Genomic DNA, 14162 nt, shown 5'->3' with positions numbered 1-14162 from the left:
GTGAAAAAAATGAAACAAGGAATTCATCCAAAGTATAATGAAGTTCAAGTACACTGTGCTTGTGGATATACATTTACAGCTGGGTCTACAAAGAACGAAATACGTGTAGAGACTTGTTCACAATGCCATCCTTTCTATACAGGTCAAAGCAAGAGTATAGAAAAAGGCGGAAGAGTTGAAAAGTTCAACAAAAAATTCAACAGAGGCGAATAGCATTAAATGGACACGGGACTTTATATCCAGTGTCTTTTTTTTTGCGTTGATTCTAATTTCTGGTTTATTTTATATATAGAATCTGATATAATAAAGTTGTAGAAGTATGACTTGGAGGAAAAAAATATATGTATAGACCCAGTGGACACGGATATATAGAGATGGTTGTAGGACCCATGTATTCGGGCAAAAGCGAGGAGCTCATAAGAAGGCTCACAAGAGCAAAGATAGCAAAGCAGGAGGTTATAGTTTTTAAACCTTCGATAGATGACAGGTACAGCGTGAAGGACGTGGTTTCGCACAGCGGGATTGCTATTCAGGCGGTGGCTGTAAACGATCTTGATACAATATGGGATTTTATAACTGATAAAACTCAGGTTGCAGGATTTGATGAAGTTCAGTTTTTTAATCAGGGAATAGTTGATATTGTAATAAAACTTGCAGACATGGGAGTACGGGTAATCTGTGCAGGTCTGGATATGGACTTTAAGGCGATCCCTTTTGGGGTTATACCAGAACTTCTTGCGAGAGCTGAGTTTGTGGACAAGCTTCAGGCTGTGTGCGTAAAATGCGGAGATCCTGCGACCAGGACTCAAAGAATAATAGATGGAAAACCGGCCAGATATGAGGACCCGGTTATACTGGTGGGCGCGACTGAAAGTTATGAGGCAAGATGCCGAAAGTGTCATCAGATAGGAGTGTAAGTTATGTATATAAAGGATAAAGCAAGAATTTCTGCAGGCGGTCAGGCTCTTATTGAAGGAGTTATGATGAAATGTGGCTCAAGCAAGGCCATAGCTATAAGAAAGAATGACGGAACGATTGAGGTAAAGAGGCATAAACTTACTGTTGCAAAAGATGGAAGCTTAAAAAAACTGCCTTTTGTGAGAGGAATGTTTATGCTGATCGAATCTATGGTAGAAGGTGGCAAGGACCTTACCTATTCTGCAAATCTTTTTGCTGAAGGATTTGAAGACGAAGAAGAATCGAAATTTGACAAGTGGCTCAAGAAAATTTTTGGAGACAGGCTCGACGATGTCATAAATGTGGTATCGGTAGTGCTTTCTGCTGTTATAGCCATAGGACTTTTTATAGTGTTGCCTACGGTTTTTGCAAAGGGGAATTCTGCGGACAGGACTTTTACTGTAGCCCTTAGAGAAGGCGCTCTCAAGCTTACGATTTTTGTGGGATATCTTTTTATTATGTCCCAGATAAAGGACATAAAGCGAGTTTTTCAGTATCACGGTGCTGAACACAAGAGTATATTTGCGTATGAGCAGGGAATCGAACTCAATGTTGAAAATGTAAGAAAGATGGGAAGACTGCATCCAAGATGCGGAACCAACTTTATGTTCGTGGTTATAGCTATTTCTATTGCTATATTCAGTTTTGTGGGTATAAGAAACGTATGGCTCAGAAGTTTGTTAAAGATTGCAGTATTCCCGCTGATGGCTGGAATATCCTATGAGGTAATAAGGTTTGCAGGAAAGCATCAGAACTTTTTTACAAGAGCTATGGTATGGCCAGGGCTTATGATGCAAAAAATAACTACAAAAGAACCTGATGATTCTCAGCTTGAGGTCGCGATTGCATCTCTAAAGGCTGTGCTTGAAGATGAGGGTATAATAGAAAGAGAATTTTCGACTAGGGCTGAGGTAATAAGTCCGGAGACGATTGTATAAAGGGGTGCGGATTTGTCGGTAGATAAAAAGTTTTTGCCTGATAGCAGGTTTTCGCTTGGAGATATAGCAGCTATCGGACGGATCCTGCTCGTGGAAATGGGACTGGATTATTCTGCGGCTGCTCTTGAAACGGATCTGATAATAAGAGAGGTAACCGGCTTTGACCGGATTCATATAATGATTAATTCAGATCAGGAGATTGAGCAGGGCTTTTATGACAGGATAATGGAGCTCCTTAATCTGAGAAGGACTAATATGCCCATGGCTTATGTACTTGGGCATCGGGATTTTATGGGGCTGGATTTTTACTGTGAACCAGGAGTTCTCATACCAAGGTCTGACACTGAAGTCCTTGTGGAAACAGCTATTGAAAAGCTTGGGAAAATGGATACCTGTAAAAGCATCTATGGCATAGAAATAGGTCTTGGAACAGGAATTATATCAGTTTCACTGCTCAATCACTTTTTGCATCTCAGTATGGTTGCAGGAGATATTAACCAAAAGGCCATTGATCTTTCGAGGAAAAATGCGCTTTATGCAGACAAGCAGCGCCGGGAAATGTCTGGAAAAGACATGGTCAGCGTAAGCAAAAGGCTGAGCGTAATATATTCAAACCTCTTTGATAATATAGAGCCTTTGAAACTTTATGACAGGGATAATCACGGAGATCTGTATGACTTTATAGTGTCTAATCCGCCCTATATAAGAACTGAGGTCATCGAGACTCTCATGAGCGATGTAAAGGATTTTGAACCTCGCAACGCTCTTGATGGGATGGATGACGGTCTGTATTTTTACAGGCAGATTATAGATAAAGGGTATCTTATGATAAGGCCCGGAGGATTTGTGGCATTTGAAATTGGCTTTGACCAGGGAGAGGAGGTAAGTGAACTTATGAAAAAAAGAGGGTATAAAGATGTGGAGATACGTAAGGACCTTGCCGGACTCGACAGAGTGGTTACGGGATTCAAGTAGCTGAGCTCCCAATACAAGGCAAAGTTTGATTTATGAATGAAAATAAAAAATACGGATATAGGATGAATATGCGAGAGAGAGGTTAGTTATGTTTGATAAATTAGTTGTACTTGAGGATAAGTTTGAAGACCTGAATATGAAGGTTTCGGACCCGGAGATAATTTCAGACCAGTCCAGGTGGCAAAAGCTTATGAAGGAGGTTTCGGATCTGGAACCTATAGTAAGCAAATACAGGCAATATATGAAGACTAAAGAAGATATAGAGGCGGCAAAAGATATTATTGATACTTCTGGTGATGAAGAGTTTCGTGAGCTTGCAAAGATGGAGCTTTCTGAAAAAGAAGAAGAAATGGAAACCATACAAGCTGAGCTTAAGATACTTCTGCTTCCCAAAGATCCTAATGATGAAAAGAACGTTATAGTAGAGATAAGAGGCGGGGCAGGTGGAGATGAAGCGGCCCTCTTTGCTGGGGTACTTTTCAGAATGTATTCTATGTATGCATCAGGGCGAAGATGGAAGGTAGAACTGCTTTCTTCAAATGAGACTGGAATAGGTGGCTACAAAGAAGTTGTATTTATGATAAATGGAAAAGGTGCATACTCAAGACTCAAGTTTGAGTCCGGAGTTCACAGGGTTCAAAGAGTTCCAGACACAGAGTCAAGTGGAAGAATACACACTTCTACGGCTACGGTTGCCGTGCTTCCTGAGGTTGAAGAAGTAGAAGTAGAGCTGAATATGAACGATGTAAGAGTGGACGTTTTCAGATCTTCTGGTAACGGTGGACAGTCGGTAAATACGACTGACTCAGCAGTAAGACTTACCCATGGGCCTACTGGTATAGTAATATCTATGCAGGATGAAAAATCTCAGCTCAAAAATAAGGAGAAGGCATTTAAAATTCTTAGAGCCAAGCTCTATGATATAGAGCTTGAAAAGTCTCAAAAGGCAACGGCTCAAGAGAGAAAGAGCCAGGTTGGAACTGGAGACAGATCTGAGAGGATAAGGACTTATAACTATCCTCAGGGAAGAGTTAGTGATCACAGAATAAACATGACTCTTTACAAGCTGGAGCAGTTTGTAAACGGGGATATAGATGAGATGATAGATGCTCTTATAACTACTGATCAGACTGATAAAATGCAGTCTATATAAGGTATAAGGTGAATAAAATGGGTGCCAAAATAGCAAGAGTCTCCCAGGGAGGCTCATCGGAATCTGAATTAAAAAATCTGCGCGAGGCGGGCCGGATTTTAAAAAACGGGGGGACTGTAGTATTTCCTACAGAAACCGTATATGGACTGGGTGCAAATGCACTTTCTCCTGATGCAGCCAAAAAAATATATGAGGCCAAGGGCAGACCTTCTGACAATCCTCTTATAGTCCATATATCAAGACTTGACATGCTCTATGAGATAGCTGAAGATGTAGGAAGTGACGCGCTCATGCTTGTGGATGCTTTTTGGCCGGGACCGCTGACTATGATTTTTAAGAAAAAAGATATTGTGCCCCTGGCTACGACAGGAGGTCTTGATACAGTTGCAGTAAGGATGCCCAGCCATAAGGGGGCTCTAAAACTGATTGAGGCTGCAGGAGTCCCTATAGCGGCGCCTTCTGCCAATATATCAGGAAGACCCTCTATAACCAAGGGAAGATACCTTCTTGATGAGTTTGAGGGTAAGGTAGACATGATAATACTGGGTGAGGATTCTGAAATTGGGATAGAGTCTACGGTTGTGGACATGACAGAGGAGATTCCTCTGGTACTCAGACCTGGAAAGATAAGCCAGAGTGATATTTTTCAAGTTATTTCGACGGGGGATTCACAAAAGTTGAAATTTCTGGAAAAAAAACTGGAGGACATAAGTGGAAGGCACTGCGGGAAACCGGCAAGATCTCCGGGAATGAAGTACAGGCATTACAGCCCTAAGGCCAAGGTTATACTTGAAGGTCCACAAAAAAGTGCTGAGCAGGTTTTAAATGAAGCTATGTCTATGGTGACTGAAGATGGCAAGCTTCTTTATGAAGAACCAGAAGTTATGGTCCTCTGCCTTAAAAAGAATGAAGAGCTCTATGGAGACCATGCTTATGTACTGGGAGAAGACAGCGAAGAAGTTGCAAGAAACCTCTTTACCAGTCTTCGCATGATGGATGATATGGGCGTAAAGCTTATAATAAGTGAGTTTTTCAGTGGAGATGAGCTTGCTTGCGCAGTTATGAACAGGCTTGTCAAAGCTTCATCAAATATATAAGAAATATGGAGGATAATATGAAAATTGGAGTAAGTTCTGACCACGGGGGTATTAATCTAAAAGAAAAGATAAAGCTTCATCTTCAGGCAAGAGGAATGGAAGTGACAGATTTTGGGACAAATTCTCTTGATTCTGTAGATTATCCAGATTATGGAAAAATTCTGGCTGAGGCAGTGATTAGCAAAGAAGTTGACTATGGCATTGCAATTTGTGGTACTGGAATAGGCATATCACTGGCTGCAAACAAGGTAAAAGGCATAAGATGTGCAAATGTGTCGGATACGTTTTCAGCGAGAATGGCAAAGATGCATAACAACTGTCAGATGATAGCGCTTGGCGAGAGAACAGTGGGACCGGGCCTTGCTATGGATATAGTGGATGCGTTTCTAAACGCTGAGTTTGAAGGTGGCAGACATGGAATGAGAGTATCTAAGATAATGGAAATAGAAAAAGAGGAGATATAATATGTCTAAAGTTGTAATTTTTGATCACCCGCTTATTCAGCACAAACTAACTATGATGAGGGATAAAAACACAGGATCACTGACTTTTAGAGAACTCGTAAAAGAAGTTGGAACACTCATGGTATATGAGATTACAAGGGATCTTCCTCTTGAAGATATAGAAATCGAAACTCCAGTTACAAAAATGACTGGCAAGGTAATTGCTGGAAAAAAACTGGCAATAGTACCTATATTAAGAGCGGGACTTGGGATGGTAGAAGGCATACTTGAACTCATTCCGGCTGCAAAGGTTGGACACATAGGTCTTTATAGAGATCCGGTGACTCACAAGCCTGTTGAGTATTTCTGCAAGCTTCCACAAGATCTTGCGGACAGAGATATTTTCGTAGTTGATCCGATGCTTGCTACGGGTGGTTCGGCAGAAGCTGCAATTACTATGCTTAAGGACAAGGGAGCAAAGAAAATTATACTTATCTGTCTTGTAGGATGCCCTGAAGGTGTTGCATTTATACAAAAACATCATCCGGATGTGGATATTTATCTTGCGGCGTGTGATGAAAAACTTGACGAAAATTGTTATATAGTGCCTGGTCTTGGTGACGCAGGGGACAGAATATTTGGAACAAAGTAATTTGCTCTGATTTTTATTTGGGTAAACCTTGATTCGCGGATAGGCTCTGTGGATTGAGGTTGCCTTTATATAAAGAGGTTGTAACTATTAAGAAAGGAGTTTTATGAAAAAACGAAGACTGCTGTATTATTATTTATGGATAATTCTTCTGTTTTCATTTTTTATAGTATGTGGAGCCTGCCTTGAGCCTCCTGGTGAGATTGCAAGAGGACTCTACAATATAGTAAAGGATCCTTCGGTGCTGGTATCTGACTACCTGGCTATTGGAGGAATCGGAGCGACGTTTATCAATGCGGGGCTTTTGGGGCTGATATGTACGGGGATAGTAATGAAGCTGGATATGAAACCTAACGGGTCTATATATCTTGCGCTGTTTTGTGTATTTGGTTTTGGGTTTTTTGGAAAAAATTTACTTAACATTTGGCCATTACTTTTTGGGGCTTACATGTATTCGAGAAGAAAACAACAGCCGTTTCGTAACTACATAGTAATAGCCCTTCTCAGCACGAGCCTTGCACCGGCAGTAAATCAAATTTTTGTGCTCATTGAAGGTCCTACTCTATCTGCTATGATACTTTCTGCTACTTCGGGAGTTTTGCTTGGCTTTGTAATGCCTCCTATAGCGTCTCACTGCGTAAGGATGCATGAGGGATTTATACTCACAAATTCTGGATTTGCAAGTGGTTTTGTAGCTATAATGTTTGTATCGCTCTTCAGGTCTTTTGGAGTGGAGCTGAAGGGAAGAGAAGTCTGGTCGACAAATTACACAAATGAGCTTGCAGCTGCAATAATATTTGTTATGATTGCTATGATTTTTGTGGGATTTATAAAAAAGGACGAATCCTCAAGAACTCTTGTAGAGCTTAATGAGGAAACTGGGCGTCTGGTTACTGATTTCTTTGTACTTTATGGAAATCATATACCCCTTATAAATATGGGCATGCTTGGAATAATATACACTGTGTTTACTCTGGTATGGGTTGGGGAATTAAATGGACCCTTTGTGGCAGGGATTTTTACTATAGTAGGGTTTGCAGGATTTGGCCTGAATGTAAGGAATGTCATTCCTATTACAGTTGGAGCAGTTATTGGGTCTATGCTCAATATATGGCCTCACGACTCAAATACGCTTATGCTTATAATTCTTTTTGGTACGGCGCTTGCACCTTTTTCGGGATATTACGGACCAGTATGGGGAGTGGCAGCAGGGTTTATACATATGTGTATTGCACTTAACCTGAGCAGTATAACTGCCGGGATAAACTTATATAACAATGGATTTATTGCTGGAATTGTGGTAATATGTCTTTTGCCAGTGGCTTCATCGCTGAGAGACGATTATTGATTTGGAGGTATTTGGGATGAACAGACGCAAAACTACGCATGTGGATCACAGACTCATCAGTATAATTGATGAGATGCTGACTTTTTTTTACAGCCTAAGGGTTGAGAATTTAAAGATGGATATGAACATAGAAGATACTTATACAGAGCTTTGTTTTAGTGCAAAGATAAAAGAACCTATTGACCCGAAAAGGCTTGCCAAGATAAAAAAGTTGCTTGCATCTCCAAGAGCACATGAGATGGAAGAATATTACTGGGGTCTGACGGGAAACGACATGACTCCAAGTACAGAACTTAGTCTGGTGGGCATGATGATAGATGAATTTGCCATAGAATATGTTGATGGAAGTGATGATTTTTTTATAAGGATGAGGCGTGATAATGTACGAATGAGGTAAAAAATAAGGGAATTTGGAAAAAAATAAGGGAATTTGGAAAAAAACAATTTAAATTTTTATTACAAACCTTTTCCTGAGTTGACAAATATCCTGAAAGGGTATAAGTTATATGTTAAGGAGTTTATTATGGCTGTTTTAGGAATAGGGACGGATATTATCGAGATAGGAAGAATCTCGGACATTTTAAGCAGAGGAGACAAATTTCTTGAAAGAGTGCTTACATCAAATGAGCGCAAACATCTGGAGGATAAGGGTATGAAGCAGGAATCTGTGGCATCTATGTGGTGTGCCAAAGAAGCTGTTGCAAAGGCCCTTGGGACAGGAATCAGGGGATTTGAAATGAGAGATATAGAGATTTTGCACGATGAGCTTGGAAAACCACTGGTAATGCTTCATAAAAATGCAGCAAAGACTGCCCAAAGGCTTGGGGCAGGAGATATTTCGCTTAGCATTTCGCACTGCAGAGATTATGCGGTAGCTATGTGTGTAATCGAAAGGAAAGGAGCTTTATGAACACTTATATGCCTACATGGGCAGAAATAAATCTGGATAATATATTACATAACTACAGGAGCCTCAGGGCTCTTACTAAAGAAGGAACTAAGAGCTGCGCAATCATAAAAGCCAATGGCTATGGCCATGGCAGCGTGGAACTTGCCAGGGTGCTTGAAGAAGATGGATGCGACTATTTTGGAGTTGCCACAGCAAATGAGGCACTTGAACTGAGAAAGCATGGCATCAAGTCAGCGTTGATGTGTCTGGCTTACATAGAAAAAGATCTTTATGGTGAATTTATTGAAAAAGATATCGACATACCCCTCTTCACCTATCAGAGCGCAAAGGATGTTTCTGATAAGGCGGTCGAACTTGGGAAAAAAGCCAGGATTCAGGTGAAACTGGACACTGGAATGTCAAGGGTTGGATTTCAGTGTGAGGATGAGACTGTAGATGAGCTTGAAAAGATAAGCAAACTTCCTAATCTGGTTTTGCAGGGCATATTTACTCATTTTGCAAAGGCTGATGAGTGGGACAGATCAGAGACTGAACTTCAGTACAGTAAATATGATAAAATTGTTAAGGCCATAGAAAAAAAGGGTATAAGATTCAATATCAGACATGTATGCAACAGTGCAGGAACTATTATGTATCCTGAGTATCATCTGGATATGGTGAGAATGGGCATAAGTCTGTATGGTCACTATCCTTCTGATGAAGTGGAAAAAGAGAGAGTTGATCTAAGACCAGCTATGGCATTGAAGACAAAAATCTCACATGTAAAACTGCTCGAAGAAGGCAGAGGCGTGGGTTATGGTCACAAATACATGGTAGAAGATGGAAGTAAGTACATAGCTACTGCGCCAATCGGATACGCCGATGGTTTTACACGTATGCTCAGCCAAAAAGCAGATGTAATGATAAATGATAATCTTTATAATCTGGCAGGAAATATCTGTATGGATCAGAGTATGTTCCTTGTGGATGAAACAGTTTCAACTGGAGATATTATAACCATTTTTTCTGAGGATGAAAAAATTAGAGTGGAAAGGTTGGCCAAGCGACTTGGCACAATCAATTATGAGATTTTATGTATGGTTCAAAGAAGGATTCCCAGATTATATATAAGGAATGGGAAAATTTTGAAGACTGTAAATTACCTTATTGATTGATGGTCAGTTTGATGGCAAGGATAAAATTATGGAAATAAGTACGATTATTAAGAGAGGCGAAGTTTATTATGCCGATCTTAGTCCAGTCGTAGGTTCGGAGCAAGGTGGAGTGAGGCCGGTACTTGTTGTGCAAAATGACATTGGGAACAAGTACTCGCCAACCATTATTGTAGCGGCGATAACATCTCAGTTGAACAAGGCAAAACTGCCTACACATATTGAAATTAAATCCGGAAACTACGGTCTGGTCAAGGACTCGGTATTGTTGCTGGAACAAATCAGGACAATTGACAGAAAAAGACTAAAAGACCGAATAGGAAGGTGCGATGCGGCGTTTATGAAAAGAGTTAATAAAGCGCTGTCTATAAGTATTGCACTAAATGAAGAATAGTTTATACATATGCCAGTCGTTTGATAGAACGACTGGTTTTCTGTTGTGCAAATGACATGGAAATGATATAATATTATCGTATGTAAAAAAAAGAAAGAGACTTGAAAGGAACGATTATGAAGATAAACAGAATCTTGGCTGCAGCGATGGCTGTGGGGATTGCGTTTTCTGCGATTCTCTCACTGCAGAGGTTTGACACAGAATCAGACTATAAGACGTATGAAGTAAATATGTATTATTCAGAGCTTGAAAAAGTGGCATCACAAGAAGGCAAGAGCATGGATACTGTGCTCCAGGAAATGAAGGGTACAGGCATAACAAATATGCTTATAAAAGAAGATACCATTCAGAGTCTAAAGCAAAATCCTGCTGTCAGTCTCTCAACCAGGATGGATGGATATGATCTTATTATAGAATCTGAAGACAGCGCACTTGTTAAGCGTATATACGCAGCTTTTATGGATGTCAAAAAAGATGACAGGACCGTAAGTCTTGAAAAAGAAAACACTATAAGAATTGAAGGAAACTCACTTGATTACATAGAAGGTCAGGTACTGACCGTGGGATCATACGGGCAAAAAAATACAACAGCTACGGTGTGGTCGGGGTCTATGCTTGAAACAGTAGGGCTTGGATATGATGATTCGGCCATAGAACTATCTAAAAAGCATGGATTTGGAGTATCGCTTTCTCCTAACTACTATGCTGATTTTGAGTCCGCAGACAAGGCGGTAGATGCATATTTTGAAGCGGTAGACAAAAGCGAAATTGATCCGAGTCATATAATTTTTAGTGGGAACCAGGTTCTTGCCTATGACTATAGTGACATAAAGAAAATGCAAGATGAAGCAAGTGAAGCGGGAGAGAAAAAGTTTGTATACCCGCCACTTGAAAAATTTGCAAGAGGACTTGAGGACAGGGATATAGCAGTGGCTATGATTGAATCGAGTTCTCAGGGGGGATACCTTAAGACCGATGGAATGATGGATCTTCTAAAGCTCATGGATTTTGATGCTGTAGGTTCTTATCTGACGTGGGATTTTGTTATTAACAAATATGACTATGAGATACCATTTCATCACAACGGTGAAGAAATAGCCAATATTATGTTCAGGGGTATAACGACTAGAAATATAAGAGTTATATCTATAAAACCTTTTGTTAAGGAGGGAAGATATATTGCTGACCCTCAGGCCTACAAGAATGTCCTTGATAATATAGAAAAAAGACTGGAAATACTAGACATCAATCCTGGCAGGCTTAAGACAATGGGACTTTTTGATCCAAATAAACTTCTCAGAATCCCCGTTGCAATGGGTATAATTGCAGCCTGGCTCATGATAGTGGACAATATATTTGTTGTAAATAAGAAAAAAACCATGTATATACTACTGGGACTGGGAACTGCAGCTTCGGCGGGATTGATAGCTTCTGGCATAATGTCTGTGATTGTGGAGCAGGGGTTTGCGCTCCTTGGAGCAATGACATTTCCTTCACTGGCAGGCTGCTGGATAATTTCAAAACTAAGGAAGATAGAGAAAAATGAACTTTATTATTCAAAGACAAAAGCCTTTTTTAAAGCAGAGATAATTACAGTCTCAGCCATGCTGATTACTTTTGGAAGTGTACTGTTTGAGGTAGCAATGCTCACTCACAGTAAATATCTGCTTGGAATAGACACTTTTGCAGGGGTTAAAATTTCACAGATGGTACCCATGGCAATAATAGTGCTTATGTATCTTTCATATTTTGGATACAAGAGAGAGCCGGGGACACAAGTTACTGGAATAACTGGAGCAGATGCCCTGAGATTTGCAAATGACACTATAAAGATGTGGCAGGTGGTAGCGGCAGGTATATTTGGAGTTGTGCTTATGATATTTATGGCAAGATCTGGAAATGCGGCGCCAGAACCTTCTGCAGTAGAAGTTCTCATGAGAAATTTCTTTGAGTTTATCTTTCCGGCAAGACCAAGAACCAAGGCTATATTTGTAGGTTTTCCTTTTACAGTGATCATGTTTTACCTGGCACACACAAGAAGAAATCATAAGATGAATATTGCCTTTATAGTACTTTCAAGTATTGGACTTGTAAATACTGTAAATACATTCTCACATACCAAGGCAGCGCTTACAGTTTCTGTATTCAGAACCGGGTCAGAGATATTGGTTGGAACAATGGTAGCTGCTCTAGGTATTATGGGTATAGAGCTTGCATTACATGTGTATAACAATTTAAGAAAAAAAATAAAAAATGAGAAAGGCAGTGTTGTAGATGGGTTATAAGATTCTGCTTTCGGGTTATTTTGGATTTGACAATGTTGGGGATGAAGCTATCCTGAGCGCTATGGTCAAGGGTATACGAAAGGAAATGGCGGATTCGGAGCTTGTTGCCATGTCGGCAAATCCGGAACTTACGGCAAGAAAAAATGGAATAAGAGCCATAGACCGTATGAGTATATTTGCTATACTAAAAGAAATGAAAAACACTGATCTTTTTATAAGTGGGGGTGGATCACTTTTTCAAGATGTAACCTCAAAAAGATCTATACTTTATTATCTGGGAGTCGTGTACCTTGCCAAGGTAATATTTCGTAAAAAAGTCATGATATATTCTCAGGGCATAGGACCTGTCAATGATCCTAAGAACAGAAGGCGCATGGCAAAGCTTTTCAAAAAACTGGACCTGATAAATGTAAGAGACAATCAGTCAAAGCTGGAGCTAAATTCTATGGGTGTAAGAGAAAATATCAGAGTTAGCACTGACTCAGTATTTTCTCTTGAAAAGCCGGACCATGTTATTGGATCTGAGATACTTTCAAATTACGGGGTGGATACCACCAAGATGACACTTGGAGTTTCAGTTAGAAACTGGAAAGATCACACAGCAAAGATAGTTGAAGAAGTTGCAAAAACAATTGAAGCTTTGAAAGACAAGGATATGAATGTAGTTATTCTTCCTTTTCATTTTCCTGATGACCTTGAGCTGAGTGAAAAAATACATGATAAGCTAAATATGAAAGATCTGGGAGCGATTAAGGTCTATACTATAAAAAACCTGATGGGCGAACATGAATTTCTTTCTGTTATGTCTAACATGGATATAATGCTTTCTATGAGGCTTCATGGGCTTATATTTGCTACGGTTTGCAATGCTTATCCTATAGGTATATCATATGATCCCAAGATACAGAGTCTTCTTGAGGAAATGGGCAGAGAAAAAGCGCTTGAAGTGGAGGACATAGATGCTAATATCCTCGTTGAGCAGCTTGAATATGCAATGAATAATCTAGAAGACCTTAAGGAAAAGACGGCGGATACGGCGCATATGATGAGAGAAAAGGCGCTGCTTAATAATAAGATGGTAAAGGAGCTGCTTACAGATGAGAATATTAGGGGTTAGGATAGATCATGTGGATATGAAGGGGGCTTTGAAAAAGGCGACTGAGAATATAGACCCTCTCAAACCTTTTGTTATAGTGACTCCAAACAGTGAGATAGTAGTAAAGGCCAATCAGGAGAAAGAACTGCTTAAATTCATTGAAAATGCAGGAATGGTAGTGCCTGATGGCATAGGACTTGTAATCGGGTCAAAGCTGGTAAAACAGCCTTTAAAAGAGAGAGTAACAGGTATTGACCTTATGGTTGAGCTTGTAAAGTATGCGAGTCTCAACAAGAAGAGTGTATATTTTCTTGGAGGAAAACCTGGATTTGCAGACCAGGCTGCGGACAAACTCAAGGAGCAATTTCCAGGCCTTGAAGTTGCCGGAACCCATCACGGATATTTTAAGGGAATTCATACTGGAGCCAAGGGACACTCTGAAGAAGTATCTGTTATTGAAGATATTAAATCAAAAAAACCAGACATGGTCTTTGTAGCCTTTGGAGCACCCAAACAGGAATACTTTATTGATGCCTACAAGGATGTGCTTGGGGCAGGGCTCCTCATGGGGGTTGGAGGTTCGCTTGATGTAATCTCTGGAAATGTAAAGAGAGCTCCGCAAATATATCAGAAGATGGGAATGGAGTGGGCATACAGGCTTGCCAAAGAACCATGGAGAATAAAAAGGGCGGGAGCGCTTCCTATTTTTGCCCTGAATGTGCTTATAAAAAAAGACAGACCCATGTAGGTCTGTCTTTTTTTGGGG

16 protein-coding genes are annotated in these 14162 nt (G+C 40.2%); all 16 read left to right on the top strand.

Annotated elements, in window-relative coordinates; translation table 11 throughout:
* Positions 1-9: 9 nt before the first annotated feature.
* The 16 genes from rpmE to G558_RS0103500 all read left to right on the top strand — a co-directional run bounded on the left by rpmE (position 10) and on the right by G558_RS0103500 (position 14144).
* A complete protein-coding gene (gene rpmE / locus G558_RS0103575) occupies positions 10-213 on the top strand; it encodes a 50S ribosomal protein L31 (protein WP_028828947.1) in 204 nt (67 codons plus the stop codon).
* 128 nt (positions 214-341) lie between these two features.
* A complete protein-coding gene (locus G558_RS0103570) occupies positions 342-917 on the top strand; it encodes a thymidine kinase (protein WP_028828946.1) in 576 nt (191 codons plus the stop codon).
* A gap of 3 nt (positions 918-920) precedes the next feature.
* On the top strand, positions 921-1895 hold the full coding sequence (locus G558_RS12265) for a DUF1385 domain-containing protein (RefSeq protein ID WP_051188435.1): 975 nt from the start codon (positions 921-923) through the stop codon (positions 1893-1895).
* 12 nt (positions 1896-1907) lie between these two features.
* Positions 1908-2870: a peptide chain release factor N(5)-glutamine methyltransferase gene (gene prmC / locus G558_RS12260; protein ID WP_051188434.1), complete on the top strand. Its 963-nt coding sequence runs from the start codon at positions 1908-1910 to the stop codon at positions 2868-2870.
* 88 nt (positions 2871-2958) lie between these two features.
* Positions 2959-4023 carry a peptide chain release factor 1 gene (prfA, locus tag G558_RS0103555; protein ID WP_028828945.1) on the top strand — a complete coding sequence of 355 codons (1065 nt, stop codon included), beginning with the start codon at positions 2959-2961 and terminating at the stop codon, positions 4021-4023.
* Between the two features lie 17 nt (positions 4024-4040).
* Complete coding sequence (locus G558_RS0103550; protein WP_028828944.1) at positions 4041-5120, top strand: L-threonylcarbamoyladenylate synthase; 1080 nt, start codon at positions 4041-4043, stop codon at positions 5118-5120.
* A gap of 17 nt (positions 5121-5137) precedes the next feature.
* Positions 5138-5584: a ribose 5-phosphate isomerase B gene (gene rpiB / locus G558_RS0103545; protein WP_028828943.1), complete on the top strand. Its 447-nt coding sequence runs from the start codon at positions 5138-5140 to the stop codon at positions 5582-5584.
* Position 5585: 1 nt separating this feature from the next.
* Positions 5586-6215, top strand: coding sequence for a uracil phosphoribosyltransferase (gene upp / locus G558_RS0103540; protein ID WP_028828942.1), 630 nt, complete (start codon positions 5586-5588; stop codon positions 6213-6215).
* A gap of 103 nt (positions 6216-6318) precedes the next feature.
* Entirely contained in the window at positions 6319-7560 is a 1242-nt protein-coding gene (locus G558_RS0103535; protein ID WP_028828941.1) for a DUF1576 domain-containing protein, read from the top strand.
* Positions 7561-7576: 16 nt separating this feature from the next.
* The gene (locus G558_RS12255; protein WP_036931513.1) at positions 7577-7957 is read left to right on the top strand and encodes a hypothetical protein; all 381 of its coding nucleotides are present in this window, start codon (positions 7577-7579) and stop codon (positions 7955-7957) included.
* 126 nt (positions 7958-8083) lie between these two features.
* On the top strand, positions 8084-8470 hold the full coding sequence (acpS, locus tag G558_RS0103525; protein WP_028828940.1) for a holo-ACP synthase: 387 nt from the start codon (positions 8084-8086) through the stop codon (positions 8468-8470).
* Positions 8467-9624 (top strand): alanine racemase, encoded by a 1158-nt coding sequence (alr, locus tag G558_RS0103520; protein ID WP_028828939.1) that lies wholly within the window; start codon positions 8467-8469, stop codon positions 9622-9624. The genes acpS and alr overlap by 4 nt, the downstream gene beginning before the upstream one ends.
* 28 nt (positions 9625-9652) lie before the next feature.
* Positions 9653-10015, top strand: coding sequence for a type II toxin-antitoxin system PemK/MazF family toxin (locus G558_RS0103515; RefSeq protein ID WP_036931540.1), 363 nt, complete (start codon positions 9653-9655; stop codon positions 10013-10015).
* A 116-nt stretch (positions 10016-10131) separates the two neighbouring features.
* Positions 10132-12300 carry a DUF5693 family protein gene (locus tag G558_RS0103510; protein WP_028828937.1) on the top strand — a complete coding sequence of 723 codons (2169 nt, stop codon included), beginning with the start codon at positions 10132-10134 and terminating at the stop codon, positions 12298-12300.
* Complete coding sequence (gene csaB, locus G558_RS0103505; protein ID WP_028828936.1) at positions 12290-13417, top strand: polysaccharide pyruvyl transferase CsaB; 1128 nt, start codon at positions 12290-12292, stop codon at positions 13415-13417. Before G558_RS0103510 ends, csaB begins: the two co-directional genes overlap by 11 nt.
* The gene (locus tag G558_RS0103500; RefSeq protein ID WP_028828935.1) at positions 13398-14144 is read left to right on the top strand and encodes a WecB/TagA/CpsF family glycosyltransferase; all 747 of its coding nucleotides are present in this window, start codon (positions 13398-13400) and stop codon (positions 14142-14144) included. The genes csaB and G558_RS0103500 overlap by 20 nt, the downstream gene beginning before the upstream one ends.
* Positions 14145-14162 lie beyond the last annotated feature (18 nt).

The sequence above is a fragment of the Proteocatella sphenisci DSM 23131 genome, assembly GCF_000423525.1.
Lineage (GTDB): Bacteria > Bacillota > Clostridia > Peptostreptococcales > Filifactoraceae > Proteocatella > Proteocatella sphenisci.
This window is presented reverse-complemented; position numbering and strand designations above follow the sequence as displayed.

What these genes read in the sequence shown, in the direction of transcription:
- rpmE (WP_028828947.1), top strand. Translation starts at nt 10, where the DNA reads ATGAAACAAGGAATTCATCCAAAGTATAATGAAGTTCAAGTACACTGT.
- G558_RS0103570 (WP_028828946.1), top strand. Translation starts at nt 342, where the DNA reads ATGTATAGACCCAGTGGACACGGATATATAGAGATGGTTGTAGGACCC.
- G558_RS12265 (WP_051188435.1), top strand. Translation starts at nt 921, where the DNA reads ATGTATATAAAGGATAAAGCAAGAATTTCTGCAGGCGGTCAGGCTCTT.
- prfA (WP_028828945.1), top strand. Translation starts at nt 2,959, where the DNA reads ATGTTTGATAAATTAGTTGTACTTGAGGATAAGTTTGAAGACCTGAAT.
- G558_RS0103550 (WP_028828944.1), top strand. Translation starts at nt 4,041, where the DNA reads ATGGGTGCCAAAATAGCAAGAGTCTCCCAGGGAGGCTCATCGGAATCT.
- rpiB (WP_028828943.1), top strand. Translation starts at nt 5,138, where the DNA reads ATGAAAATTGGAGTAAGTTCTGACCACGGGGGTATTAATCTAAAAGAA.
- upp (WP_028828942.1), top strand. Translation starts at nt 5,586, where the DNA reads ATGTCTAAAGTTGTAATTTTTGATCACCCGCTTATTCAGCACAAACTA.
- G558_RS0103535 (WP_028828941.1), top strand. Translation starts at nt 6,319, where the DNA reads ATGAAAAAACGAAGACTGCTGTATTATTATTTATGGATAATTCTTCTG.
- G558_RS12255 (WP_036931513.1), top strand. Translation starts at nt 7,577, where the DNA reads ATGAACAGACGCAAAACTACGCATGTGGATCACAGACTCATCAGTATA.
- acpS (WP_028828940.1), top strand. Translation starts at nt 8,084, where the DNA reads ATGGCTGTTTTAGGAATAGGGACGGATATTATCGAGATAGGAAGAATC.
- alr (WP_028828939.1), top strand. Translation starts at nt 8,467, where the DNA reads ATGAACACTTATATGCCTACATGGGCAGAAATAAATCTGGATAATATA.
- G558_RS0103515 (WP_036931540.1), top strand. Translation starts at nt 9,653, where the DNA reads ATGGAAATAAGTACGATTATTAAGAGAGGCGAAGTTTATTATGCCGAT.
- G558_RS0103510 (WP_028828937.1), top strand. Translation starts at nt 10,132, where the DNA reads ATGAAGATAAACAGAATCTTGGCTGCAGCGATGGCTGTGGGGATTGCG.
- csaB (WP_028828936.1), top strand. Translation starts at nt 12,290, where the DNA reads ATGGGTTATAAGATTCTGCTTTCGGGTTATTTTGGATTTGACAATGTT.
- G558_RS0103500 (WP_028828935.1), top strand. Translation starts at nt 13,398, where the DNA reads ATGAGAATATTAGGGGTTAGGATAGATCATGTGGATATGAAGGGGGCT.